The sequence below is a fragment of the uncultured Arthrobacter sp. genome, from assembly GCF_902805515.1.
In the GTDB taxonomy this organism is placed as follows: Bacteria; Actinomycetota; Actinomycetes; order Actinomycetales; family Micrococcaceae; genus Arthrobacter_D.
In genome coordinates this window covers 1-24,022 of sequence record NZ_CADCTE010000198.1, presented here as the reverse complement: position 1 = coordinate 24,022, position 24,022 = coordinate 1, and the positions used below count along the sequence as shown (strand labels likewise).

Below are 24,022 nucleotides of genomic sequence, written 5' to 3'. Positions count from 1 at the left end.
GTGGGAGGTCTGGTGGGTGGGTCATTCCTCCAGGAACGACCCACCCAATCTAGTTGACTAGAGCATGCAGCTGACGCAGCCGTCCACCTCTGTCCCTTCCAGCGCGAGCTGGCGGAGACGGATGTAGTAGATGGTCTTGATGCCCTTGCGCCACGCATAGATCTGCGCCTTGTTGATGTCGCGGGTGGTGGCGGTGTCCTTGAAGAACAGCGTCAGGGACAGGCCCTGGTCCACGTGCTGCGTCGCCGCGGCGTACGTGTCGATGATCTTCTCGTAGCCGATCTCGTACGCATCCTCGTAGTACTCGAGATTGTCGTTGGTCAGGTACGGAGCCGGGTAGTACACGCGGCCCAGCTTGCCTTCCTTGCGGATCTCGATCTTCGAGGCCACCGGGTGGATCGAGGAGGTCGAGTTGTTGATGTAGCTGATCGAACCGGTCGGCGGCACGGCCTGCAGGTTCTGGTTGAAGATGCCGTGCTCCATGACCGAGGCCTTCAGCGCACGCCAGTCCTCCTGCGTGGGGATGTGCACGTCCTTGAACAGCTCCGCCACGCGAGGGGTCTGCGGAACCCACATCTGGTCGGTGTACTTGTCGAAGAATTCGCCCGAGGCGTACTTGGACTTCTCGAACCCGCCGAAGGTCCGGCCGGTCTCGATCGCCAGCAGGTTCGAAGCCCGGATGGCGTGGTAGACCACCGTGTAGAAGTAGATGTTCGTGAAGTCCAGGCCCTCTTCGGAGCCGTAGTGGACCCGCTCGCGGGCCAGGTAGCCGTGAAGGTTCATCTGGCCCAGGCCGATGGCGTGCGACTGCTCGTTGCCCTTGGCGATCGAGGGAACCGAGGTGATGTTGGACATCACCGAGACGGCCGAGAGGGCGCGGATCGCGGTCTCGATGGTCTGCCCGAAGTTCGGGGAGTCCATGGTCTTGGCGATGTTCAGCGAGCCCAGGTTGCACGAGATGTCCTTGCCGGTCTCGGCGTAGGACAGGTCGTCGTTGTACGTGGTGGGCTGGGACACCTGCAGGATCTCGGAGCACAGGTTGCTCATGATGATCTTGCCTTCGATCGGGTTCTCCCGGTTCACCGTGTCCTCGAACATGATGTAGGGGTAGCCGGACTCGAACTGGATCTCGGCGAGGGTCTGGAAGAACTCGCGCGCCTTGATCTTGGTCTTCTTGATCCGGGCGTCGTCAACCATTTCGTAGTACTTCTCGGTGACGTTCACGTCGGAGAACGGCATGCCGTAGACCTTCTCGACGTCGTACGGGGAGAAGAGGTACATGTCCTCGTCGCGCTTGGCCAGCTCGAACGTGATGTCGGGAACGACGACGCCGAGGGACAGGGTCTTGATGCGGATCTTCTCGTCGGCGTTCTCACGCTTGGTGTCGAGGAACCGGTTGATGTCAGGGTGGTGCGCGTGGAGGTACACGGCTCCGGCACCCTGGCGGGCTCCGAGCTGGTTGGCGTAGGAGAAGCTGTCCTCGAGGAGCTTCATCACGGGGATGACGCCGGAGGACTGGTTCTCGATCTGCTTGATCGGCGCGCCGACCTCGCGGATGTTCGTCAGGGCGAAGGCGACGCCGCCGCCGCGCTTGGACAGCTGCAGGGCGGAGTTGATGGAGCGCCCGATGGACTCCATGTTGTCCTCGATGCGCAGCAGGAAGCAGGAGACGAGCTCGCCGCGCTGGGCCTTGCCGGCGTTGAGGAAGGTGGGGGTGGCCGGCTGGAAGCGGCCCTCGATGATCTCGTCGACGAGCTGGGTCGCGAGGGTCTCGTCACCGGCAGCCAGGTGCAGGGCCACCATGCAGACGCGGTCCTCGTAGCGCTCCAGGAAGCGCTTGCCGTCGAACGTCTTGAGCGTGTATGAGGTGTAGAACTTGAAGGCGCCCAGGAAGGTCTCGAAGCGGAACTTCTTGCTGTAGGCGCGCTTGTAGAGGTCCCGGATGAAGTTCATCGTGTACTGGTCGAGGGTCTCCCGCTCGTAGTACTCGTTCTTCACCAGGTAGTCGAGCTTCTCCTCGAGGTCGTGGAAGAAGACGGTGTTGTTGTTGACGTGCTGCAGGAAGTACTGGTGCGCGGCTTCCTTGTCGGCTTCGAACTGGATCTCTCCGTCCGGCCCGTAGAGGTTAAGCATCGCGTTGAGCTCGTGGTAGCCCAGATCCTTGTACCGTGCGGGAATGCTGGGCTTTGTCGCCCCAGCCGTGTCCGTCTCAGCAACACTCATGTCCAAAACTCTTCCAATCCTTGATGTACCCGGTCTACGTCCTCGGACGTCCCCATAAGTTCAAACCGATATAGGACGGGGACTCCGCACTTGGCGGCGACGATGTCCGCCGCCAGGCAGTAGGTTTCCCCGAAATTCGTATTACCCGCTCCAATGACTCCCCGGAGGAGCGAGCGGTTTCCTTCATTGTTCAAAAACTTGATGACCTGCCGCGGCACCGCTCCCCTGCCGGACTCTCCCCCATAGGTGGGCAGGACCAGCACGTAGGGCTGGAGCGCCTTGAGGGTGGGATCCTTCGTGAGCAGTGGAAGCCGGGCCGAGTGCATGCCCAGCTTGGTGACGAACCGGTGCGTGTTGTCCGAGACCGACGAGAAGTAGATCAGCGGCGCATCGGTAACCCCGCCAGGAGCGGTCTGCTCCAGGCGGGGTGTCTCGGTATCCACGGTGGTTGTCATGATCGGCGGTGACAGCCGGCCTGGTCCTGCGAAGGCAGGAAAATCAGGCGACGGAGGTGACGGACAGCTCGGCCAGCTCGTTGATCTTGTCGGGGCGGAAACCGGACCAGTGATCCTTGTCCGTGATGACGACCGGGGCCTGCATGTAGCCCATCGAACGGAGGCGCTCCAGTGCGGCCGGATCCTGTGAAATATCGACGCTCTGGTAGGTGATTCCCTTCTTGTCCAGAGCCCGGTAGGTGGCGTTGCACTGTACGCATGCTGGCTTGGTGTAAACCGTTACGGTCATGTCCCTGTCCCCTTCTTGATGCTGCTGTATTGCCGTGTCCGTGGGTGGTGGTGGAGCGTCCCGAGAAGGGGGAAATTCCGGGGAATTTCCGGTCCTGCGGTCTCTGCCCGGCCAGCGGTTGATTCGATATCTAGATACTACATCTAGTGCGGGCTGCCGATACAGACCCCAACATGATGTATTACAAGTATGTCATTCACCCGCTCCTGAGTCCACATGAAATCCACAGGCGGGGCCCTCCAGGACCCGCGGATTCGCGCCGATTTGCACCCCTGCGTGCACACCCTGTGGAGTACTTGCACACAGCGAAAAATTGCCTGTGTCGTTATTTTCTCGGCGTGTCGCGGTGGACGTTCTTGACTATCCGAAGGCACACCGGGCCGCCGCACTGACCCGCCGGCGGGCGTGCCGGCCCGGCCGAGCGCCAGAGGGGAAAAATCGACCGAGGAAGGCGGGAAAAACGCCCGGCAAAGCCCGATCGATTACGGCCGGCGGTCGAAGAGGAACTGCTGCACGTCGAGGTAGCCGGCCTGGAAGCCGGCCCTTGAGTAGCAGAGGTAGAAGCGCCACATGCGCTCGAAGGTCTCATCGAAGCCGAGGGCGGTGACCTCATCGTGCCGGGAGGTGAACCGCTCCTCCCACAGCCGCAGCGTCGAGGCGTAGCTGTCGCCCATCGCGAACCGTTCCCGGACCCGCAGTCCGGTCTCCCGCGCGGTGATTTCCTCGATCGCCCGGACCGAGGGGATGAAGCCGCCCGGAAAGATGTACTTGTGGATCCAGGTGTAGGAGCGCCGGGAGGCCAGCATGCGCTCGTGCGGAAGGGTGATGGCCTGGATGGCGGCCCGGCCGCCGGGGGCGAGCAGCCGATCGAGAGTCTGGAAGTACACCGGCCAGTATTCGTAGCCGACGGCCTCGATCATCTCCACCGAAACGACGGCGTCGTACTCCCCCTCCACCGCACGGTAGTCCTTCAGCTCCACCCGCACCCGGTCGGCGAATCCGGCCGCGGCCACCCGCTCCTCGGCGAGCCGCTTCTGCTCGGTCGAGAGCGTCACCGACACCACGTCCGCGCCCCGGGCGGCCGCCCGCAGGGCCAGCTCGCCCCAGCCGGTGCCGATCTCCAGCAGCCGGGTTCCCTCCCCCACCCGGGCCCGGTCCAGCAGCCGGTCGATCTTGCGCCGCTGCGCGGCCGCGAGGTCGTCCGGGCCCGCTGGCGGAAGCCCGGCCACCGGGGCGTCGAAGAGCGCGCTGGAGTAGGACATCGTCTCGTCGAGGAACAGGGCGAACAGGTCGTTGGAAAGGTCGTAGTGGTGGGAGACGTTGGCGCGGGCATTGGTTTGGCTGTTGCGTTCGCGGCCCGGCCGCCGTGGCAGGTGGAGCCTGCTGAGCTGTCCCAGCGGGCCGGAGCCGAGGTGGACGGCGTGTTCGGCGAAGACCTGCAGCACGGCGGTGAGGTCCTCCGCCGTCCAGTCCTCGGCCAGATAGGACTCGCCGAACCCGATCAGCCACCCGCGGCCGAGCCGGGCGTAGAAGTCGGCGGGGCGGTGGATGCGCATCTCGGGTGCGCCGTCGGACTCCGGGGCGCCACCAAGGACGGTGCCGTCGTCGTACACCACCCGCAGCGGCAGCCCCCTCACCGTCGAGGTGAAGATCCGCTCGGCCACCGCACCGGCGGCGCGGGTGCGGATGCCCGCCGGAACGACGGCGACGTCGGGCCACGCGGCCGCGTCGACGCGGGCCTCCGAGGGAACAGCCGGTGTGCTCATTGTGCCTCCTCCTGTGCAGGATCCTAGTCCCAGTCTCGCGCGCGAACCGGCAACCCGCACCCGGTTCCCGTGGCCGCCGGCCCGGCCGCGCGGGCCACGACACATTCCGTGAGGAGCACCGCGGGCTCGACTTAGCGGGCACCGGCTCGGCTAAAGTTCGGAGTCCCCCCACCTGTGGATCGCTCCGCCGCCCCGCGGACCGGAGCATCGCGCCATCGTTCGCCGGAAAGGACCGCCCATGGTCAATCCCGTCCACCTGAGGACGCTGCTCGAGGTGATCCGCCACGGGTCCTTCGCCGGAGCCGCCACCACCCTCGGCTACACCGCCTCCGCGGTGTCCCAGCAGATGTCGGCGCTGGAGAAGGACACCGGGGCCACCCTCTTCGAACGAAGCGCCCGCAGCGCCGTTCCCACGGAGGCCGCCGTCGTCATGTCCCGGCACGCGGCGAAGGTGCTCACCGACATCGACGCGCTGCTCGCCTCCACTGCCCGTGCCTCGGCCGAGACGTCCCAGGAGCTCCGGCTGGGCCTGTTCCCCTCCCTGGCGACCTACGCGCTGCCCCGCCTGCTCAGCACCCAGCAGTGGAAGTCCCTCGGGATCCACCTGAAGGTGTACGTCGCCGAACCCGCACAGACCATCCAGGGCCTGCGCACCGGCGGGGAACTCGACCTTGCCCTCGTGTACCAGGTGGGCCAGGCCGGCCTGGCCTGGCCCTCAAGCGTCAGCCGCCAGTGGATCGGCGACGACGACTTCCGGGTGGTCCTGCCCGAGGCCTGGGGCATCCGGGCCGGCTCCACAGTGAGCGCCGACCAACTGGCCGACATGCCCTGGATCCTCCACCATCCCGGCACCGCCGACGCAACGGTGATCGAGCGCCTGTTCGCCGGCTGCAACCTCCATCCGCGGGTGGTCGCGTACTGCGACGACTTCAACGCCAGCCTCGAGATGGCCGCCGCGGGGCTCGGCGCCGCACTGGTTCCGGATCTGGCGATGCTGAACCGCCCCCCGGGCATCGTTGCCCTGGACGTCCCGGAGATCCGGCTCGCCCGGAGCATCTTCGCCCTGCAGATCGGGGACCGCCAGAACGTACGGGTGCGGCTGTTCATGGACCAACTGGCCGACATCCTCCGGCAGCGGAGCATCGAACCGAAACACATTTCCTGACGATCCGCACTCCCTCCTGCGCACCTCCGAAAAGCGTTGTCGGCCCCTCCCCGCCTCGGTAGCCTCGGGAACGGGTGGGCGGCCCCCAGCCGTCCACCCGCTCCACCGGCCGTGCCGGGGTCCATACCGCTATTCATGCCGCAATTCATGCCGAAGGTAGGGAGAACCCAGTGAGCAAGAAACAGCCAGTCGTCGTGATCACCGGCGCATCGAGCGGCATCGGCCGCGCGACGGCCCTCCACTTCGCCCGCAGGGGCGCCGACCTCGTTCTGGCCGCCCGCCGGGAGGAAGCCCTCGAAGGGCTGATCGAGGAGTGCGAGGCCTATGGGTCCCGGGCTTTCTACGTTCCCACCGACACCAGCGACCCTGAGGCCGTCCAGGAACTGGCGGCGCGGGCCGTGGAGGCGTACGAGCGCATCGACGTGTGGGTCAACAACGCCGCTGTCTCCTTCTTCGCGCCCTTCCTCGAAGTCCCGCTGAAGGACTTCAACCGGGTGATCGACGTCAATATCATGGGCTACGTGTACGGTGCCCGGGTGGCGCTGCAGCACATGCGGAGCCAGGGCTCGGGAGTGCTCATCAATGTGGCCTCGATCGTCGGCGTCGTCCCCCAGCCGTACACCTCCGCCTATTCGATGTCCAAGGCCGCGGTCCGCGCCCTCGGGGTGAGCCTGCGCTCGGAACTGCTGCTCGCCAAGGCCCGCAAGATCCATGTCTGTACGGTGCTGCCGGCCACCATCGACACCCCCTTCTTCAACCAGGCCGCAAACTACACCGGCCGCCGGGCTCAGGCGATGCCGCCGGTTTACAGCCCGCAGAAGGTGGCCGCCACCATCTACAAGCTCGTGGACTCGCCGCGCGGCGAAGTGGTCGTTGGCAGGATCGGCCGCTCGATGGTGCGCCAGCACCGGTTCGCCCCCGCCAAGGTGGAGGCCGCAATGGCCCACCAGGTGGACAAGACCCACCTGTCGAAGAAGCAGTCTGCCGAGGCCACCAGCGGCAACCTGTACGAACCCTCACAGGACCGGCGCGACACCGCGGTGACCGGCGGGTGGAGCGGCAGGCGCCGGTCCGTGCAGCGTTCGGTGCTCGGCACCGCCGCGCTCGCAACGGCAGGCGGAGTCCTCGTCCGCCGCCTGCGCGGCTGACCGCCGAAGCTTGGGCTCTACGCCCTGCGATCGCCGCTGCGCACGTGCCCGTGGTCCAACCCCGTAGGCAGTCCCGCACGCCGGGAGTACGCTGAAGAGAAATCGTTTGGCCCGCAGGTGCGCCGCCGCGGCCGAGGCCCGGCCCGGTTCCGGCGGTGCAGGCAGTGGATTCAGAACAGGGGCACCGCATGAACGCCGAGCGGGCAGTGAACATCGACCCGACGGGACCACCCCCGGCACTGAGGGATCTGGTCCTGAACAGCACCGATGTGAAGGACTTCCTCTACGACCTCGCCAACCTTGCTGTCCACCGGCTCTCCACCCCCGGCCGCGAGGTGTTCTGCGGGATCACCCTGCTGCGGCCACGGACCGCCGCGACGGTGGCCAGCAGCAGCAGGCATGCGCGGAATCTCGACGAGATCCAGTACGCCTTCAGTGACGGCCCTTGCCTGACCGCCGCACGCACCTCCACCACGGTCCGGGTGGAGGACACCCAGTACGACACCCGCTGGCCGGAATACCAGGAGGCCGCCCGGGCCCAGAAGGTCCGCTCCATCCTCGCCGTGCCCATCCCCATTGACGGGGAGGCCCAGTGCGGACTGAACCTGTACTCGGTGGGGCCGTCGGCCTTTGATCCGGACGCCGTTCGCACCGCGGAGGTTTTCGCCAGGGAAGCCTCCCGGTCGCTCCGCCTCGCCGTCCGGATTGCGCGCCTGACCGACGCCGGCGAGAACCTGCGCGCCGCCATGGAATCGCGCACCACCATCGACCTCGCGGTAGGGATCATCATGGCCCAGAACGGGTGCGGCCAGGAGGCCGCCATGACCATCCTGAAGGCGGCCTCGAGCGCCCGGAACACCAAGCTGCGCGACATCGCGGCGAGCGTGGTCGCCTCGACCGGACAAGGCACCCGAGGGGCCTGAAGGGCACCTCCACCGCTCCCCGAACAGGCCGCCCGTCGACCCCGGCCTGCCCCGCATTGCAATACTGGAGGGATGGCTTCACCAATTCCCCCTGTCCCCCGGCCCCTGCCAAAACGCCTCGGTGCCTACCTGCGTCACGGACGTGTCCTGCTCGCCCTGAAGGGAGCCATCGCCGCCGGCATCGCCTGGTGGGTGGCCCTGCTGGTTCCCGGAGTGGCCTCCGACTACCCGTACTACGCACCGCTCGGAGCCCTCGTGTGCATGTACCCCACGGTGGCCGGCTCGGCGCGGACGGGCCTCCAGACCCTCATCGGGCTTGGGGCCGGGATTCTGCTGGCCTTCCCCGTGATCCTGCTGGGCAATCCCACCAGCCTGACGGTCGGACTGGTCGTCGGGCTCGGTGTCCTGCTGGCCGGGCTGCCGCGCCTGGGCGCCGGACGGGACTGGATTCCGATGGCGGCGCTCTTCGTGCTGCTGCTCGGCGGCGACCACGCCGACACCTACTCACTGGGGTACTCGATCCAGATGCTCGTCGGGATCGCCGTCGGGCTTGCGGTCAACGCCCTGGTCTTCCCGCCGCTGCACCTCAACGGCGTCATCCAGAGCCTTGAGGAACTGCGCTCCGCCCTGGCGCTCCAGCTCAGCGATATGGGGGCGGCCCTCGAGGAACGCTGGCCGCCCGAGCATGAGGAGTGGGCTTCCCGGCAGGATGCGCTCGACCGCCTGGGCCGGGATGCACGCGGCGCGGTGCAGCTGGCCGACACGAGCCGCCGGGGAAATCTCCGCCGCTACCGCAACGGCCGGGACCTTGAGGCCGACTACCACGCCCTGCGGTCCCTCGAACGGATCACCTTCTACGTCGAGGACATCACCGAGGTGCTCTCCGGGGCCATCTGGCGCTCGGAAACCGCCGCGCCGCTGCCCGCAGGCCTGGGCGTCCCCCTGGCCGAGGCCAGCCGGCTGACCTCGGAGGCCATTGGCGCCTGGGATCCCGAAGCCTCAACCCAAGCTGCGGCGGAGGAGGCTGTGGAGGCCCTCATGCGCGAGGTGCACACCAGCGCCGTCACCGAACGGATCGACGCCGCCGCGACCTTCGGCATGGGGCTCCGGCGGATCCTGCTGACGATCCGCCTCGACTCGGTCCCGGCCCGCTAGCTGTCCTCGCGGTGCGGGTAGGGCTCGGGTACCGGGTCCGGATCGGGATCCGGAGCGATGATTCCAAGCTTCTCCAGCTGCTTGGACATTCCCGCCCCATCCGGGGCATACACCCAGTCGATGCCCGGCGTCCGCGCGGCGGCATTCGTCTTCGACCGCCCGCCGGCGAGCACCGCCTCGCTGACCGAGAGCTGCCGGATGGCGATGGCACGCACCCGGTCGGGATGCCGCTGCGCGAACTCGGCGTAGATGGCTTCGTCGTGCTGCCCGTCGTCGCCCACCAGAAGCCACTTCACCGAGGGGAACTCATCGGCCAGGCGCTCAAGGGAGGTGCGCTTGTGGTCCTGGCCGCTGCGGAACCAACGATCGCGGGTCGGGCCCCAGTCCGTGAGCAGTTTCGGGCCCGCCGGGTAGAGGTTGCGCGAGAGGAACCGGGTCAGGGCAGGCGCCACGTTCCAAGCCCCCGTCGAGAGGTAAAGCACCGGCGCCGACGGCATGTTCCGGGTGATCCGCTCGTACAGCACGGCCATGCCGGGGGTCGGCGTCCGGGCGTGTTCGTCCACCACGAACGTGTTCCAGGCGGCCAGGAAGGGCCGCGGGAGGGCGGTCACCATGACCGTGTCGTCGATGTCGGAGACCACCCCGAAGTCCACCGAATCGTCGACCACCTTCATGGGCGCGTCGGCGAGCCGCGAATCGCCCGACTTCAGCCGGACCGTGTGCCAGCCGGGCGTCAGTTCCACGTCGATGCGGGCATCGATCACTCCGCCGTGGTCGGCCTTGACGGTGTGCGTGCTTCCATTGACCTGGACCTGGACGACGGCGTCGCGCACGGGAGCGCTGGTGAAATTCCGCCATCCGCGGATGCCCTCCTTGAGGGGCTTGAGCGGGCCGCTGTCCTCCACCGGGCCGCTGTCGCGGGGATCGGTCAGTACCACCCGGGCCAGCACCCGAACCCACTTGGTCGTCCCGTAACCCGTGTAGGGGATGACAGTCTGCACGTGCCCGCGGCGGATGGCGAGCCGGCGCTGGAACCCCAGCCAGGCGTCGTCGATCTTCATGCCCAGGTGGGTGCGTTCCTTCATCTCCGCACCCGCTACCTTCGCCGCCGGCACCTCCGTCGCCGGCGTGGTCTCAATGATTTCGGCCGATTCGGCCGGACGGTCTGTTGGCTGTTCAGCAGGAGTCGTCATGGGTTCAGTGTGCCACGAGTACGCTCCGGAAACCCTCCCTTCCTGCCCTCCTGCGCATCTCGGTGCAAGGGCCAGCGCAGGGCGGGAAGCCCTTGGTCCTCCGACGCCGGGCAGCACCATAATGGCTCATGACCCAGAGGATAGAAGCACCCGCAGTCCGCCGGTATGTCGCCGACGCCGACGCCGTCCTGCCTGAACTGCCGGGACGCGCCGGGGCACCACCCCCGGGCGGAACCGCAGTTCTTCGGCGCGTCCACTGGGATCTCGACGACTCTGAACTGGCGCGCGCGGGGATCACCGTGGCTGTCACCGGTGAGGGGAAGGCGGCCCGCTGGGACGTCACCTTTCCGGCGGCGCTGAGTCAGCTGGATTTCTCGGTTGCGTCCCCGGAGACCGGCGTCCCGTCGAAGGTTCTCGACCGGGTCCGGGTCCATGTCCGCGACCGGGACCTGGGGCGGGTGGCCGACCTGGTCCTCCGGCGTCGGGAGGTAACGCTCCCGGGACCCGACGGCGTGTTGCGGGTGCGGGATGACGCCGTCGAGCCCGTCGACACCGACGGCGGTGGCTGGCGCGAGTGGACGGTGGAGGCACACCCCGACCCGGCCGCGGACGGCGGACCCGGCGACGGCGACGGCGACAGCGACAGCGACGGACGTGCGGCCGGGGAACTGCTGAACACCATCGAGGGCCTGCTGGTCGCGGCGGGCGCCTCCCCCGGCGGTCCGGCGGAGCGGCTCGTCAGGCAGGCGGAGGGCGGTACCGCCGTCCCGGAGACTCCGAGCGACACCGACACCCCGATCGGCGCGGTCCTCGCCCCGGTGTTTTCGACGCTCACGGCCGAACTCAAGGCCTGGGACCTCCGCGTGCGGGTGGACGAGGAGGACGCCGTCCACCAGCTGCGGGTGCGCTCCCGCACCCTGCGGAGCGTGCTCAAGACCTACGGGAAGCTGCTCGATGAAGCCGCCGCCCGGGATGTAGAGGACCGGCTGCAGCGGCTCGGACACGCCCTTGCCGCCGCCCGTGATGCCGACGTGATCCGCGGATGGGTGACTGAAAGCGTGAAGGCCCTTCCGGACGGATCGGTTCCCGCCCACGTTGCCCGCCGGCTTCAGAGAACGGCCGCGGCCCAGTACCGGCAGGCCTACGGGGAATTGCTTGAGGAACTGAACTCCCCCGACTATTTCCGGCTCCTTACCGTGCTCGACGGATTTGCCGTCCGGCTGCCGCTGGCGGTCGGTCCGGAGGGTCGCAGCGCACGGAAAGCCATCCGGCGGGCCGTCAAACGCCAGCAGCGCAAGGTGCTGAAACTCGTTGACGCGGCCGCCGGGGAGGAGGACGCCGCGGCGCGGATCCATCTCCTCCACGACGTGCGAAAACGGTCCAAGCGGCTTCGGTACGCCATTCGGTCGGTTTCCGCCGCCACCGGGTTCGACTTCGGCCGCAAACTCGAGGCCGTCCTGACGACCGCCGAGGACATCCAGGACGCCCTCGGCGTCCACCGCGACAGCATCATGTTCCAGGAGTTTGTGGCCACCACCGCGCGCGGGGCCCATCGTTCCGGCGCAAACACCTTCTCCTACGGCGTGCTCCACCAGGCCGAGGCTCCGCGCCAGGATGCGGCGGCCGCGGCGTACCGGGAGGCGGCGGAGCGCCTGCGGCGGGGCTGAGGCGGGGACTATTCGATGCTGCCTCCGGTGAATTTGTCGATGGTGGCAGACCAGCGGGTCTCGGCCGGAAGGACCACCAGCGTCCACTCCCCCGGGTCCACCCGTTGGGTGTGGGTGCCCGCGCCTGCTTCGAGCCTCGAGATCAGCGGTTCCTCGCCCTCGGGTACTCCGTCGGTTCCTTCCTCCAGCAGGTAGATGAAGCCCGGCCCGTCGAGGGTGTATTTGATCCGCGCCGCGCCTCCGGTGAGGGTGAACGGTTCGGGCGCCGGCCGTCCGGGCCCGCCGGCCAGCACTGCCACCTCGGTCCACCGGGGTGGGGGATCCTCGGTCGGGAGGACGGAGCTGAGGGCTGTCATGGCCGACCCGGCACCGGCCCGCAACAGGGTCAGCACCGGACCCGAGGCGAGGGTGAAGACGGTAAGGATCACCACCAGCGAAACACCAAGCGCCGCGGCACGGTGGCCGCGGCGCCCCGCCAGGGGGTGGCCGCCGCCGTCGACCGCCGATCCCAGGGCGAGCGCCAGGACGTCGGCGGCCCACCAGAAGCCAGCGCCGCCCAAAGTGAGCAGTTTGATCAGCCCCGACACCGGGCGCCGAAGGTAGAACCGGTCGAGGCCCAGAAACCCTCCCAGCAGGGACAGCACCCAGGGTCTGCGGAAGTCGATCAGGTGCACCTCGGGAACCGGGTCGGTCCGGGCCCTTCCGGCGGAGCGCGCCCGGGCTGCGGCGGTCGAACGGTTGGACCACCGCTTCGCTGCAGGACCGGCCTCCGCGTCCATGGCTGAACACTATGCCCCCGGCGGCGGCCCGGGTAGGGCGGACGCCGCCTTGCTTAATCTGCCGACATCGGCGCGGCGCGGCCCACCGTGTACTAAGCATGCTTGGTATATGGTGGGGAGCCTCAGAACAGAAATGCATCAGGCATCCCCGACCATCTCCACTGCGGAAAAGAGACCCCATGATCACCCAGGAACAGATGAAGGAGCTCATCAGCGCCGGCGGCAACGTCCTCAGCACGGACGGGCAGGTCCTCGGCCCGCTGGGGCGCCTGTATGTCGACGACGCGACGGGCCGGCCCACCTGGGTCACCGTGGACACGGGGGCCTCCGCAGCCGAGTCGTTCGTGCCGCTTGACGGTGCCACCACCTCGGGCGGCGACGTGCAGGTCGCCTACCCCCGTGAATCGGTGCTGGCGTCCCCGGGCATGTCGCAGGACGGACACCTGAGCCAGGCGGAGGAGAAGCACCTGCTGCGCCACTACGGACTCCTCCCCGGCGTCGACGAGGCCTCCGGTGGGCGGTCCGACGAGCACGCCACGTCCCGGCTTGAGAGCGACCACGTGATGATCCGCTCCGAGGAACAGCTCCGCGCGGGCACGGAGATCCGGGAGACCGAACGGGTGCGCCTGGTGAAGAGGATCGTCACCGAGGAGGTCACCATCACGGTGCCGGTCCGGCGCGAAGAGCTTTCCATCGAACGCGTTCCCCTCGACGACGTGCCCGGCCACCGCAACGGCAACGGCAACGGGAACACCAACGGGGCGGCCTCCGGCGGCGGGTCGTACACCTACATGGAACGCGACGAGGATACCGCCGTGGACCGGAACGACCTGTATGCCGCCGTGGGGTCCGCCTTCAGCGGGGACGAGGTCACCATTGTGCTCTACGAGGAGCGGCCCGTGGTGCAGACCGAGATCGTCGCCGTCGAGCGGATCCACGTGCTCAAGGAAATCATCACGCACGAGGAAACCCTCAGCGGCGAGGTCCGCAAGGAGGTCATCGAGGCCGAATCCTTCGATGCTCCCGGCCGGGCCGCAGCGGCACCGCGCAGGACCGGCGGCTGACCCCTTGCCCACCGGTTGACCGCCGCGGCACCGCCTCCGCGGTGCGGGAGGACAGGACAGGACAGGATAAGACAGGACAGGACAGTGCGATGTTGATACGCCGCGCCGAACCGGCGGACGCTCCCGAGGCGATCCGCGTTTTTCGGGACTCCCGCACGGCCGCCGCCGCCTACCTGCCCTCGGCCGCCCACACCGCGGCCGAGGACGAGGGGTTCGTCCGCGGGGTACTGATCGCCGATCGGCAGACCTGGCTTGCGGTGGACGGCGACGGGCAGGCCGCCGGCCTGCTCAGCCTGAGCCCCGGGTGGATCGACCAGCTTTACGTCGCCCCCGAATACTGGGGGCACGGGGTCGGCACGCTTCTCCTTGGCCATGCCAAGGCGCTGCAGCCCTCCGGACTCCAGCTGTGGACCTTCGAGTCAAACCTCGGCGCCCGGCGGTTCTACGAGAGGCACGGGTTCGTGGCCGTCGAACGCACGGACGGCGCGGAGAATGAGGAGCGGGCACCGGACATCCGGTATGCCTGGTCGGGCTCCTGACCGGGCAGGATTAATCAAACAGGCCGACCGGCTGGGCAACAGCCCGACCGGCTGGGCTCCTGGCCGGGCGGCCCCCGACCCGGCGGGCCCGCCCGGGAATGCCGGCCGGGCCCGCCGCGTCCAACGAGGCCGTGGTGTCAATAGGCCTTGGGGATCATGATCCACAGGATGATGTAGGCAATCTCCCCGGCCCCGACCAGGCCGAAAATCACGAAGAGCAGCCTTACCAGGGTCTTGGAAATGCCGAAGCGGGCGGCAAGGGCCGCGCAGACCCCCGCGATCACCTTGCCGTTGCGCGGACGTACGAGTTGAGAAGCCATGCCCGTACCCTACCAACGCGGCCGCGCGGGTGGACAGGACCAAAAACCGCGGGGTCCGGGAAAGGCCTTGTGCCCGGTGGACCGAGCGCGCACCATTGCTGCATCAGCTGAAACCACCCGAGGAGCTGATGTGTTCTCAAACGCGGACAAGCCGCCGCAGGTCGACTTCCACCCCTGGCCCAGCGGCCTGACGTCCCGGCATTTTTCCCTCCTGAGGAGGAGCGCCTTCGTCGTCCTCGTCACGGTGTTGATCTTCGGCGCCTACAGCACCGAGCTGACCCTGATGCGGGTCATCACCAATTGCCTCGTGGTGTACGTGGTGGTGATCTGGTCGCGGCGCTGGCTGTCCGAAAACCGGGACGGCCCGGGGCAGCCGGGACCCGCCCGGTAGCCGCAGCCCCCGCCGGTAGCCCACGGCGGGACGCGGTGCCTGGTGGCGGCCTACCCCGCGGGCCGCAGCGAAGTGATCATGGTGCGGATCTTCCCGAACTCCTCCGTCTCGGCGTACACCTGCGGCGTATCGGCGTGCGGCGGGTTGCCGTGCGTGGTGTCGAAGGGGTCGTAGATGCCCCCAAAGGCCGCGCCGCTGGGAGGCCAGGTGAAGAAGTGCGCGATGGGGCACGCCGTCGGACCCTCCGGCTCCGGTGCCGAGGTGATGCCATAGGCTCCGCTGAATCCCTTCTGCGGGTCGGGCTGCATTGGGTCGCTGCGGATTTCGAAGACGAAGCGGGGGGTGCTGCCGGCTTGGGCCAGGGCGGGCAGCGGCCGCGACTCGATCACCCCGTAGCGGCTCTTCTGGGCGCACTCGGCGCCGGTGACGAGATTGGTGCGGAGGTTCGCGATCGGCTTTCCGGTGTCGCTGACCACCTCGATGGCGACCCCGCCGGGCGGGGCCCCCTCCGAGGGGCGGACCGTCCAGTTTTCGGGATAGTCGAAGGCGAGTGCGCCGTCGAGGGTCGTGTAGGTGTTCCAGCCCGGCGCCGTGGGCGGGTCGGTCGGCGGAGCGGTCTCGGCGGGGGCGGTGCTGGTGGGTGCCGTGGAACTTGGTGGTGTGGAGCCTGGCGTAGAGGACGCCGGGGCGCTGCTTGCAGCCGACGGCGCAGGTCCGGAGACCGGCTCCGACGCGGCCGGAGCGCAGGCGCCGAGCAGGACGGCGACGCCGAGGACCCCGCCGAGGGACAGGACGGATGTGCGCCTCTTGTTCATTCGGACCTCCCGGACGGCCGCTGATCGATCCATTGTGCGTCGATCGGTCCATTGTGAGGCCCGGCGGCGCATCCGTGCGTGGGGCCTCCGGAATCGTTCCTGAACTGTTGCAGATTCCGGTCCGCGGCGGGCGCCGCCCGGGAGCAGAAAACACGGCACAAAAAAGCCGCCAGGTTCCGGGAGTATTTCCCAAAACCTGGCGGCGGATTGGTGGAGCTGAGGGGACTCGAACCCCTGACCCCCTGCATGCCATGCAGGTGCGCTACCAGCTGCGCCACAGCCCCAATCCGTTGTTTCCCTCCGGCTAACCGGCTGAAGCAACTCGTTTAGTTTAGTAAAGTTTTCCGCTCCTGCAAAATCGGCCGGAACTTGCCCCCGCTAGCCCTCGATCGGCTCCGCCGGGAAGGACCCGAGACCCACATTGTGCTCCCGCAGCTGCCACGAAAAGAGCGCCTCCGGGGTGCGGACCTGCTCGTCCAGAAGCGACCAGTGGCAGTTGGATACTCCGGCCAGCGCACCCCAGGTGGTTGAGGGCAGCCCCATCAGGGCGGCCAGTCCGGCGCGGATCGCGCCTCCGTGACTGACCACCACGAGGGTCTGTCCGGCGGTGAGGTCCTCCACCGCTTCGAGGGTGGCCTCGCTCATCCGGCGGCCGACCTCCTCGCGGTTCTCCGCACCGCCGGCGCGGACCAAGGGGTCTCCCCCGCGCCAGGCGGCGTTGTCCTCGGGGAACCGCTCATCGATTTCGGCGAAGGTGAGCCCCTGCCACGCACCGGCGGCCGTCTCCCGGAAGCGCTTGTCCAGCCGCACCTTAAGCCCGGTGATGGCGGCCAGGGCGTGGGCGGTGTCGGCGGCCCGGCTGAGGTCGGAGGACACGATGCGCGCCGGGTGGCGCTGGGCGAGCAGCCCGGCGGCCCGGGAGGCCTGGCGCCGGCCGGTCGCATCGAGCGGAATATCTTCCTGGCCCTGAAACATTCCGCCGTGGTTCCAGGCCGTTCTCCCATGCCGCCAGAAGATCACCCTGCGGGCGGCAGGGTCATTGTGCCGGTGTCCCGTCACTCCGCTTCGGTGCTGACGGCGCTGGGCGCATCGGGGTTCTGCGGTGAGCTCTGCAGGGAGCCCTCAAGCTGCAGGTCGACGGATGGGCAGTCGTTCCACAGCCGCTCCAGGGCGTAGAAGACGCGGTCTTCCTCGTGCTGGACGTGGATGACCACCTCGGCGTAGTCGAGCAGCACCCAGCGGCCCTCGCTGCGGCCTTCACGCCGGACGGGCTTCAGGCCCTGCTTTGACAGTTCCTCCTCGATGCCGTCGACGATGGCATTGACCTGTCGTTCGCTCGGCGCCGAGGCGATGAGGAAAACATCGGTGATCGCGAGGCGCTCGCTTACATCGATGGCAACAATGTCCTGGGCAATCTTGTCCACTGCGGCGTGTGCCGCGGTGCGGGCAATCCCGATGGACGATTCGGTAGCGCTCACTGATCTCCTTGTGTGTGGTCAGCCGCCGAAGCCGCTGACAATCATTAGAATTCCGGCCAGGAGTGCAAGCACGCCCAACCCGAGTATTGAAAACTGCAGGTACCTCATCCGCCGGACCCGGGCCAGGCCCGCGGTCATGGCGTCGAGGGGGTCGAGCCCGTGGGCGCTCTGGGCACGCACGGGGGTAGCGCCGTCGTCGGTGGTTCGGCCATGGTTGCGGGCGAGGGTTTCGGCCTGCGCCAGCACCTGCGACCGCCGTTCGGGGCCCTTGCCGGCGGAGGCCGGAGCCGGGGCGGGAGCCGCAGGCTGGGCGGAAGGCTTCGACGGAAGGGGGCGGCGGACGACCGGAACGTGGGAGGTGGTCGGGGCCTTCAGGACCGGGCCGCCTACCCCTGGAACCTTGACGTATTCGGGGGGCGCGACGATTGAGAGGTTGTGCGCCGTGGTCGGATCGCTCGACTGCGGACGCCGCTGGGAGTTCTCCTCGGAGAGCTGCTGGATCTTCTGCGCCCGGCTGTTGAGGACGGCGGCGCGTTCGGCCAGCGCCTTCTGCTTCGCCAGGATGGCGGGGTCGACGGCGAACGGGTCGGTGCCCTGCGCCGCCTCGATCATGGCGACCTGGTCCCGTGCCTGCGCGGCGATGGCCTCGCGGGCCGCGAGGGCCTGCTCGACACTGAGGTCCTCTCCAACGGCTCCCTCACCGACGGGGTCATCAGCGGTTGCCTGCGGCCCGGCCGCGCCGTCTGCTTCGGTGCTCACGCGGCGGCGGCGGTCGCGCCTGCCTTCGAGCGGCACCTGCGCGACGCGCCGTTCGATGGGGGTTCCATCGGGGTGCAGGGGGCGGCCTTTTGCCTGGGGCGCGGCCGTCTCCGGTGCCGTCTGCGCACCCGAGGGGGCCGCTCCGGCGGATCCCTGCGCGGCGCTGCCGGCGCCGGCGCGAGTCGAAGCAGCGGAGGCCGACTCGGGGGCGGTCGAAGCAGCAGGGGTTGAAGCAGCAGGGGTGGAGTCACCTGGAACCGTGCCGCCGGGAGCGGTGGCGGGAACCTCCGCCCGGGCCGCCTGCGCTTCCTGCTGCTGCAGCCGCAGCTGGCGCCGGGTGGGCATCGCGTCGTATGAGCTGGTGACCGCGGGCACCGAGTGTTCGGCCAGGGCACGGTAGGTGCGCAGGGCCTCACGGTCCCTCGCCCGCACCAGGGACACCCGCTCGGAGGTGTGGACCTCCGCGTCGACCGGCGCGTCGGCGGCACGCCGGCTCCGCCGCTGTCCCCCGCTTGTGGTCCCGGTTCCGGTTCCCGATACAGCGGAAGACCCGCGGCCGGAAGCGGCGGGTCGTGGGTCCTTCTCGTCGTTAGCCTTGCTCATTGCTTTCTCATCCGGTCGTCTGCGGAAGCGCTGTGGGATTGACTCCGTGGGGCGGCGTCCCGGGCTTGGAGCCGTCGTCGGCCCCCTGCGCGGCGGGAGCGTCGGTCCTTGCATAGAGCCCGTACTTGGCGATGTACTGCACGACCCCGTCCGGCACCAGGTACCACACGGGGTTGCCCGATTCGACCCGGCGGCGGCAGTCGGTCGAGGAGATTGCCATGGCCGGGACCTCAAGCAGGCTCACATCGTGCCCGCCGCCGTCGAGCTCGTGCCCGGGGCGCGTCACTCCGATGAAGTGGGCGAGGGTCCACAGTTCGTCGACATTCTTCCAGGAGAGGATCTGCGCCATCGCATCCGCCCCGGTGATGAAGAACAGCTCGGCCTCGGGCCGGGCGGCCTTGAGGTCCCGCAGCGTGTCGATGGTGAAGGTCGGACCCGGCCGGTCGATGTCCACCCTGCTGACGGTGAAGTCCGGGTTCGAGGCCGTGGCGATCACGGTCATCAGGTACCGGTGCTCCGCCGACGTCACGCGGGTGTCGGCCTTCTGCCACGGCTGTCCGGTGGGAACAAAGACCACCTCGTCCAGGCCGAACACGGCGGCGACTTCGCTCGCCGCCACGAGGTGCCCGTGGTGGATCGGGTCGAAGGTGCCGCCCATGACACCGAGCCGCCATGGCCCGCCGTCACGCCGCCGGTGCGGTGCGGTGTCCCCGGTGCCCGGCCCGCCGGCGTTCGTCGAATCGCCCAAGGGAACTAGCGCCGGGTGGCTTCGCCGTGGTCGTGCTTGTTGGGGTGCTGCTTGTGCGGGTCGAGGTGCTCCCGCGTGGCCTGGTGCCGGTGGCCGAGGTTGGAGAACGACACGGTGACGATCATGAGCAGGAGCAGGAAGCCCCCGACGATCAGCGGGTACGCCAGGGCCGGAAGCGGCAGCTCGTGGTGCACCGCCACCTCGCCTGCAAGCACCGCTGCGTCGGTGTACAAATTCAGCATGTAGTTCCCCTTGAAATGTATTGGCGGACCGCCGGAGCGCCCGGGCCGGCGAGCAGGTTCTGTACCATATTACGCGCTGCTCGATCGGAGCCGTACACGCGCGTCACTGCCGCACCTGCCCTTCGCCCTGGATGATCCACTTCGTGGTCGTCAGTTCGGCAAGGCCCATGGGCCCGCGGGCGTGCATCTTCTGGGTGGAGATTCCGACCTCCGCGCCCAGGCCCAGCTCCCCGCCGTCGACGAACCGGGTCGAGGCGTTCACCAGCACCGCCGCCGAGTCGACGCCGGCGATGAACTGCTCAGAGCTGGCCAGGTTGTTCGTGATGATGGCCTCGCTGTGCCCGGTGCTCCAGCGGCGGATGTGGGCCAGCGCCTCGTCCACCGAATCGACGACGCCGACGGCGAGGTCGAGGGCCATGTACTCCCGGCCCCAGTCGTCGTCGGTGGCCGGCTCGGACGCCGTCCCCTCGGGCAGCAGGGCCTGGGCCCGCCCGTCGACGTGGAGGCGCACGCCGGCCTCGGCGAGCCGGCCGAGCACCGCCGGGGCGGCGGCGGCACCGCTGTGGATCAGGAGGGTCTCGACGGTGTTGCAGACACTGGGCCGCTGGGTCTTGGCGTTGAGCAGGATGTCGGTGGCCATCCCGGCGTCGGCGCTCTCGTCGAGGAAGATGTGCACGTTGCCCTCGCCGGTCTCGATCACCGGCACCGAGGATTCACGGACGACCGTCTGGATCAGGTCCCGTCCGCCGCGCGGAATCAGGACGTCGACCCGGCCGCGTGCGCCCATCAGGGCGGCCGCCCCGGCCCGGCCGTACTGGTCGACGCTCAGCACCGCGTCGGCCGGCAGTCCGCTCTCCTCGAGCACCGCGCCGATGATCTCCACGAGCGCCGCATTTGTGTGCGCCGCGGCGGATCCGCCCCGCAGGATCACGGCGTTGCCGCTCTTCAGGGCCAGGCCGGCGATGTCGATCGTGACATTGGGCCGGGCCTCGTAGATGGCGGCGACCACACCGAGGGGCACCCGCACCTGCCGCAGCCGGATCCCGTTGGGCAGGGTCTGCCCGCGCACCGCCGACCCCACCGGATCGGGAAGGGCCGCGAGTTCTTCGAGGGCCCGGGCCAGCCCGGCCACGCGGTGCGGGTCGAGGCTGAGCCGGTCAAGGAGGTAGGCCGACGTGCCGTTGGCGCGGCCCGCCTCGACGTCGAGCACGTTGGCGGCGAGGACGGCGTCCTGGCGTTCGGTGAGCGCAGCGGCCACGGCGCGCAGGGCCTGATCCTTGGTGGCGCGGGTGGCCGAGGCGAGAAGGCGCGAGGCGGCGCGGGAACGGTCGGTCAGGGCGTATACGGCCTGTGGAACGTCCGGTTCCGCGGTGGCCGGTTCCCTGACGTCCGGTTCCACGGTGGTCGGTTCACCGGACGCGGCCTGGACGGCGGCGTCCTCGGGCTCGGCGGGGGTGTGCCCGCCCTGCAGCGTCTGGGGATTGGTCATGAGCACAGTCTACCGAGAGGCGCCCGGTGCCGGGATCCGCCCGTGCGTCCGCAGTGGAGCGGTCCGGCTCAGAGCACCACGAGGTCGTTGACGTGGACCACCGAGCGTTCATACTCGTGCCCGAGTTCCTCGGCGAGGTCCCGGGTGGAGCGCCCCAGCATGGGCGGCAGTTCGGCCGAGCTGTAGTTGACGAGCCCGCGGGCGACGGCGCGGCCGGTGGTGTCGACCATCTCCACCGGATCGCCGGGCTCGAAGTCCCCCTTCACGGCGAGGATGCCCGCCGGCAGCAGTGAGCGCCGCCGCTCCCCCACGGCCTTCACGGCGCCGTCGTCGAGGATCAGCGTGCCCTGGATGCGTGCCAGGTGGGCGAGCCACAGCAGCCGGATGGGCTGGCGGCGGCCTCCGGCGGAGAACCAGGTGCCGACGTCGGCCCCGTTCAGGGCCGCTGCGGCGTTCGCCGTCGAGGTCACGAGCGCGGGGATGCCCGAGGCTGCCGCGATCCCGGCGGCCTCCACCTTGGTGGCCATGCCGCCGGTGCCGACGCCGGCTGCGCCGGCGCGCCCGATGGTGACGCCTTCGAGGTCGGCCGCCGAGTGCACGTCCGGGATGCGCTGCGCGCCGTCCTTCGGCGGGCCGTCGTACAGCGCGTCGACGTCGGAGAGCAGCACGAGGGCGTCGGCCTTCACCAGGTGGGCCACCAGCGCCGCGAGGCGGTCATTGTCGCCGAAGCGGATCTCATGGCTCGCCACGGTGTCGTTCTCATTGACGATCGGCACGACGCCGAAGTTCAGCAGCCGCTCCATCGCCCGGTGCGCATTGGCGTAGTGGGAGCGCCGGATCAGGTCATCGGCCGTGAGCAGCACCTGGCTCACCGTCACGCCGTGGGCGCCGAAGGCCTGTGTGTAGCGGGCCATCAACAGTCCCTGCCCCACGCTCGCCGCGGCCTGCTGGGAGGACAGCTGCGCCGGACGGCGCGCGAGCCCCAGCGGGGCCAGGCCCGCCGCGATCGCCCCGGAGGACACCAGGATCAGTTCGGTGCCGGCCAGGCGCCGCGCGGCGAGGATGTCGACGAGGCCCACGAGGGCCTCGGTGGAGATCCCGCCCGAGACGGACGTCAGCGAGGACGACCCCACCTTGACGACGACCCTCCGGGCGCCGGGCAGCCCGGAGCGGTCCGTCAGGGGTGAGTGTGCTGCCATCGCGTCCCTACGCCTGGTCGCCCGCGTTGTCTGCGGGGGCGGGGGTGCGCTTGGCCTTGTTGTTCACGGACTCGGTCCAGATGCCTGCCTTGCGGTCGGCCTCGAGCTCGGCGCGCGCGGCGGCCTTGGCGTCCTTGCGCTCCTGGTACTCCTCGCGCTTCTGCTCGCGGGTGGGGCGGACGTATTCGGCCAGGCGCAGGTCGGTGCCGCGCGGTCCGGCCAGCAGCTCCGCACCGCCCATCATGGTGGGCTCCCAGTCGAACACGACGCCGTCGCCCTCGCCGATGACGACGGTGTCGCCCGGTTTGGCGCCGGCCTTGAACAGCTGCTCTTCGACGCCGAGCTTCGCCAGGCGGTCGGCGAGGTAGCCGACGGCCTCGTCGTTGGTGAAGTCGGTCTGCTTGACCCAGCGCTCGGGCTTCTCACCCAGCACGCGGAACAGGGGCAGGGCGTCCTTTTCCTCGTTGCGGATGCGGAACCCGGCGGAGTTGACGGCGCGGGGGCGCAGCACTGGCGGCGCGACCTTCGGCGGGGCGGCCTTCACGGCGTCGCGGGCGCCCTGGACGATCTCGGCCATGGCGAAGCCGAGCTGGCGCAGGCCCTCGTGGCTTGAGGCGGAGACCTCGAACACGCGGTAGCCGCGTGCCTCGAGCTCGGGGCGCACCATGGCGGCCATGTCGCGGCCGTCGGGCACGTCCACCTTGTTCAGCACCACGAGGCGCGGGCGCTCGTTGAGGGGAACGACCTCCCCGTCGGAGCCGGCGAAGCTCATGTCGACGGCGTACTTATCGAGTTCGCGTTCGATCACGGCCAGGTCGCCCAGCGGGTCGCGGTCGGTCTCGAGGGCCGCGGTGTCGAGCACGTGCACCAGGGCGGCGCAGCGTTCGACGTGGCGCAGGAAGTGGTGGCCCAGGCCCTTGCCTTCGCTGGCACCCTCGATCAGGCCGGGGACGTCGGCGATGGTGAAGCGGGTGTTGCCGGCCTCGACGACGCCGAGGTTGGGCACCAGCGTGGTGAACGGGTAGTCGGCGATCTTGGGCCGGGCGGCTGACATCGCGGCGATCAGGCTGGACTTGCCGGCCGAGGGGAAGCCGACCAGGGCGATGTCGGCGATGGACTTCAGCTCCAGGACGACGTCGCGCTCGTCGCCGGGGATGCCCAGCAGGGCGAAGCCGGGGGCCTTGCGCTTCTGGGAGGACAGCGAGGAGTTGCCCAGCCCGCCCTGGCCGCCGGCCGCGGCGACGAACTCGGCGCCCTCGCCGACGAGGTCGGCCAGCACTGTGCCGTCCTTGGCCTTGACGACGGTGCCGTCGGGCACTGGAAGGATGAGCGTCTCGCCGTTCTTGCCGCCGCGCCAGTCGCCCATGCCGTTGCCGCCGTTGGTGGCGTGCCGGTGCGGGGCGTGGTGGTAGTCGAGCAGGGTGGTGGTCTGCGGGTCGACACGCAGGATCACGTCGCCGCCGTCGCCGCCGTTGCCGCCGTCGGGCCCGCCCAGGGGCTTGAACTTCTCGCGCTTGACGGACACACAGCCATGGCCGCCTGTGCCGCCGGAAACGTGCAGGACTACTCGGTCAACGAAGCTGGCCACGTTGATCTCCTTCTAAAATGCTTC

General features: G+C 69.0%; 24 protein-coding genes and 1 tRNA gene. 8 read left to right on the top strand and 17 right to left on the bottom strand.

The window, feature by feature from the left end; genetic code table 11:
• Nucleotides 1–57: 57 nt before the first annotated feature.
• From nrdE to QZX79_RS17800, 4 genes are all read right to left on the bottom strand, one after another.
• Nucleotides 58–2,223, bottom strand: a complete 2,166-nt coding sequence (gene nrdE, locus QZX79_RS17815) for a class 1b ribonucleoside-diphosphate reductase subunit alpha (protein ID WP_294570531.1) — start codon at nucleotides 2,221–2,223, stop codon at nucleotides 58–60.
• On the bottom strand, nucleotides 2,220–2,666 hold the full coding sequence (gene nrdI, locus QZX79_RS17810; RefSeq protein WP_294570528.1) for a class Ib ribonucleoside-diphosphate reductase assembly flavoprotein NrdI: 447 nt from the start codon (nucleotides 2,664–2,666) through the stop codon (nucleotides 2,220–2,222). The genes nrdE and nrdI overlap by 4 nt, the downstream gene beginning before the upstream one ends.
• Before the next feature lie 55 nt (nucleotides 2,667–2,721).
• The gene (gene nrdH / locus QZX79_RS17805; protein ID WP_120168950.1) at nucleotides 2,722–2,967 is read right to left on the bottom strand and encodes a glutaredoxin-like protein NrdH; all 246 of its coding nucleotides are present in this window, start codon (nucleotides 2,965–2,967) and stop codon (nucleotides 2,722–2,724) included.
• A 482-nt stretch (nucleotides 2,968–3,449) separates the two neighbouring features.
• Nucleotides 3,450–4,733 carry a class I SAM-dependent methyltransferase gene (locus QZX79_RS17800; RefSeq protein ID WP_294570523.1) on the bottom strand — a complete coding sequence of 428 codons (1,284 nt, stop codon included), beginning with the start codon at nucleotides 4,731–4,733 and terminating at the stop codon, nucleotides 3,450–3,452.
• Between the two features lie 238 nt (nucleotides 4,734–4,971).
• Between QZX79_RS17800 and QZX79_RS17795 the strand changes: the two genes are divergently transcribed.
• From QZX79_RS17795 to QZX79_RS17780, 4 genes are all read left to right on the top strand, one after another.
• On the top strand, nucleotides 4,972–5,898 hold the full coding sequence (locus QZX79_RS17795) for a LysR family transcriptional regulator (protein ID WP_294570520.1): 927 nt from the start codon (nucleotides 4,972–4,974) through the stop codon (nucleotides 5,896–5,898).
• A 170-nt stretch (nucleotides 5,899–6,068) separates the two neighbouring features.
• Complete coding sequence (locus QZX79_RS17790) at nucleotides 6,069–7,046, top strand: SDR family oxidoreductase (RefSeq protein WP_294570518.1); 978 nt, start codon at nucleotides 6,069–6,071, stop codon at nucleotides 7,044–7,046.
• Between the two features lie 188 nt (nucleotides 7,047–7,234).
• Nucleotides 7,235–7,969 carry a GAF and ANTAR domain-containing protein gene (locus QZX79_RS17785; RefSeq protein WP_294570515.1) on the top strand — a complete coding sequence of 245 codons (735 nt, stop codon included), beginning with the start codon at nucleotides 7,235–7,237 and terminating at the stop codon, nucleotides 7,967–7,969.
• Nucleotides 7,970–8,041: 72 nt separating this feature from the next.
• A complete protein-coding gene (locus tag QZX79_RS17780) occupies nucleotides 8,042–9,124 on the top strand; it encodes an aromatic acid exporter family protein (RefSeq protein ID WP_294570512.1) in 1,083 nt (360 codons plus the stop codon).
• On the opposite strand, the gene QZX79_RS17775 is transcribed toward QZX79_RS17780, so the two are convergent.
• Nucleotides 9,121–10,185 (bottom strand): App1 family protein, encoded by a 1,065-nt coding sequence (locus tag QZX79_RS17775; RefSeq protein WP_294570657.1) that lies wholly within the window; start codon nucleotides 10,183–10,185, stop codon nucleotides 9,121–9,123. The genes QZX79_RS17780 and QZX79_RS17775 overlap by 4 nt on opposite strands.
• 260 nt (nucleotides 10,186–10,445) lie before the next feature.
• Here QZX79_RS17775 and QZX79_RS17770 point away from each other — a divergent pair, with 260 nt between their 5' ends.
• On the top strand, nucleotides 10,446–11,984 hold the full coding sequence (locus QZX79_RS17770; protein ID WP_294570510.1) for a CHAD domain-containing protein: 1,539 nt from the start codon (nucleotides 10,446–10,448) through the stop codon (nucleotides 11,982–11,984).
• Nucleotides 11,985–11,992: 8 nt separating this feature from the next.
• On the opposite strand, the gene QZX79_RS17765 is transcribed toward QZX79_RS17770, so the two are convergent.
• Nucleotides 11,993–12,763, bottom strand: coding sequence for a TM2 domain-containing protein (locus QZX79_RS17765; protein ID WP_294570507.1), 771 nt, complete (start codon nucleotides 12,761–12,763; stop codon nucleotides 11,993–11,995).
• Between the two features lie 179 nt (nucleotides 12,764–12,942).
• On the opposite strand from QZX79_RS17765, the gene QZX79_RS17760 reads away from it, so the two are divergent.
• Together QZX79_RS17760 and QZX79_RS17755 are read left to right on the top strand one after the other, a co-directional pair.
• Entirely contained in the window at nucleotides 12,943–13,827 is an 885-nt protein-coding gene (locus tag QZX79_RS17760; RefSeq protein WP_294570504.1) for a YsnF/AvaK domain-containing protein, read from the top strand.
• Nucleotides 13,828–13,916: 89 nt separating this feature from the next.
• Nucleotides 13,917–14,366, top strand: a complete 450-nt coding sequence (locus tag QZX79_RS17755; protein WP_294570502.1) for a GNAT family N-acetyltransferase — start codon at nucleotides 13,917–13,919, stop codon at nucleotides 14,364–14,366.
• Between the two features lie 137 nt (nucleotides 14,367–14,503).
• On the opposite strand, the gene QZX79_RS17750 is transcribed toward QZX79_RS17755, so the two are convergent.
• Nucleotides 14,504–14,686: a PspC domain-containing protein gene (locus QZX79_RS17750; protein WP_120168933.1), complete on the bottom strand. Its 183-nt coding sequence runs from the start codon at nucleotides 14,684–14,686 to the stop codon at nucleotides 14,504–14,506.
• A 130-nt stretch (nucleotides 14,687–14,816) separates the two neighbouring features.
• On the opposite strand from QZX79_RS17750, the gene QZX79_RS17745 reads away from it, so the two are divergent.
• Nucleotides 14,817–15,077, top strand: coding sequence for a hypothetical protein (locus tag QZX79_RS17745; protein WP_294570500.1), 261 nt, complete (start codon nucleotides 14,817–14,819; stop codon nucleotides 15,075–15,077).
• Between the two features lie 50 nt (nucleotides 15,078–15,127).
• Here QZX79_RS17745 and QZX79_RS17740 read toward each other — a convergent pair whose 3' ends face one another.
• From QZX79_RS17740 to obgE, 10 genes are all read right to left on the bottom strand, one after another.
• Nucleotides 15,128–15,892, bottom strand: a complete 765-nt coding sequence (locus QZX79_RS17740) for a hypothetical protein (protein WP_294570497.1) — start codon at nucleotides 15,890–15,892, stop codon at nucleotides 15,128–15,130.
• A 208-nt stretch (nucleotides 15,893–16,100) separates the two neighbouring features.
• Nucleotides 16,101–16,176, bottom strand: a tRNA-Ala gene (locus QZX79_RS17735).
• Between the two features lie 94 nt (nucleotides 16,177–16,270).
• Entirely contained in the window at nucleotides 16,271–16,912 is a 642-nt protein-coding gene (locus QZX79_RS17730) for a histidine phosphatase family protein (protein ID WP_294570654.1), read from the bottom strand.
• 35 nt (nucleotides 16,913–16,947) lie between these two features.
• A complete protein-coding gene (gene rsfS / locus QZX79_RS17725; protein ID WP_120168924.1) occupies nucleotides 16,948–17,370 on the bottom strand; it encodes a ribosome silencing factor in 423 nt (140 codons plus the stop codon).
• Nucleotides 17,371–17,388: 18 nt separating this feature from the next.
• Nucleotides 17,389–18,732 carry a hypothetical protein gene (locus QZX79_RS17720; protein ID WP_294570493.1) on the bottom strand — a complete coding sequence of 448 codons (1,344 nt, stop codon included), beginning with the start codon at nucleotides 18,730–18,732 and terminating at the stop codon, nucleotides 17,389–17,391.
• 7 nt (nucleotides 18,733–18,739) lie between these two features.
• Complete coding sequence (gene nadD / locus QZX79_RS17715) at nucleotides 18,740–19,390, bottom strand: nicotinate-nucleotide adenylyltransferase (protein WP_294570651.1); 651 nt, start codon at nucleotides 19,388–19,390, stop codon at nucleotides 18,740–18,742.
• Nucleotides 19,391–19,485: 95 nt separating this feature from the next.
• Nucleotides 19,486–19,722: a hypothetical protein gene (locus tag QZX79_RS17710; protein ID WP_294570490.1), complete on the bottom strand. Its 237-nt coding sequence runs from the start codon at nucleotides 19,720–19,722 to the stop codon at nucleotides 19,486–19,488.
• Between the two features lie 103 nt (nucleotides 19,723–19,825).
• Entirely contained in the window at nucleotides 19,826–21,211 is a 1,386-nt protein-coding gene (locus tag QZX79_RS17705) for a glutamate-5-semialdehyde dehydrogenase (RefSeq protein ID WP_294570487.1), read from the bottom strand.
• 68 nt (nucleotides 21,212–21,279) lie between these two features.
• On the bottom strand, nucleotides 21,280–22,410 hold the full coding sequence (proB, locus tag QZX79_RS17700; protein ID WP_294570484.1) for a glutamate 5-kinase: 1,131 nt from the start codon (nucleotides 22,408–22,410) through the stop codon (nucleotides 21,280–21,282).
• A 7-nt stretch (nucleotides 22,411–22,417) separates the two neighbouring features.
• A complete protein-coding gene (gene obgE / locus QZX79_RS17695; RefSeq protein ID WP_294570481.1) occupies nucleotides 22,418–23,998 on the bottom strand; it encodes a GTPase ObgE in 1,581 nt (526 codons plus the stop codon).
• Nucleotides 23,999–24,022: the final 24 nt, after the last annotated feature.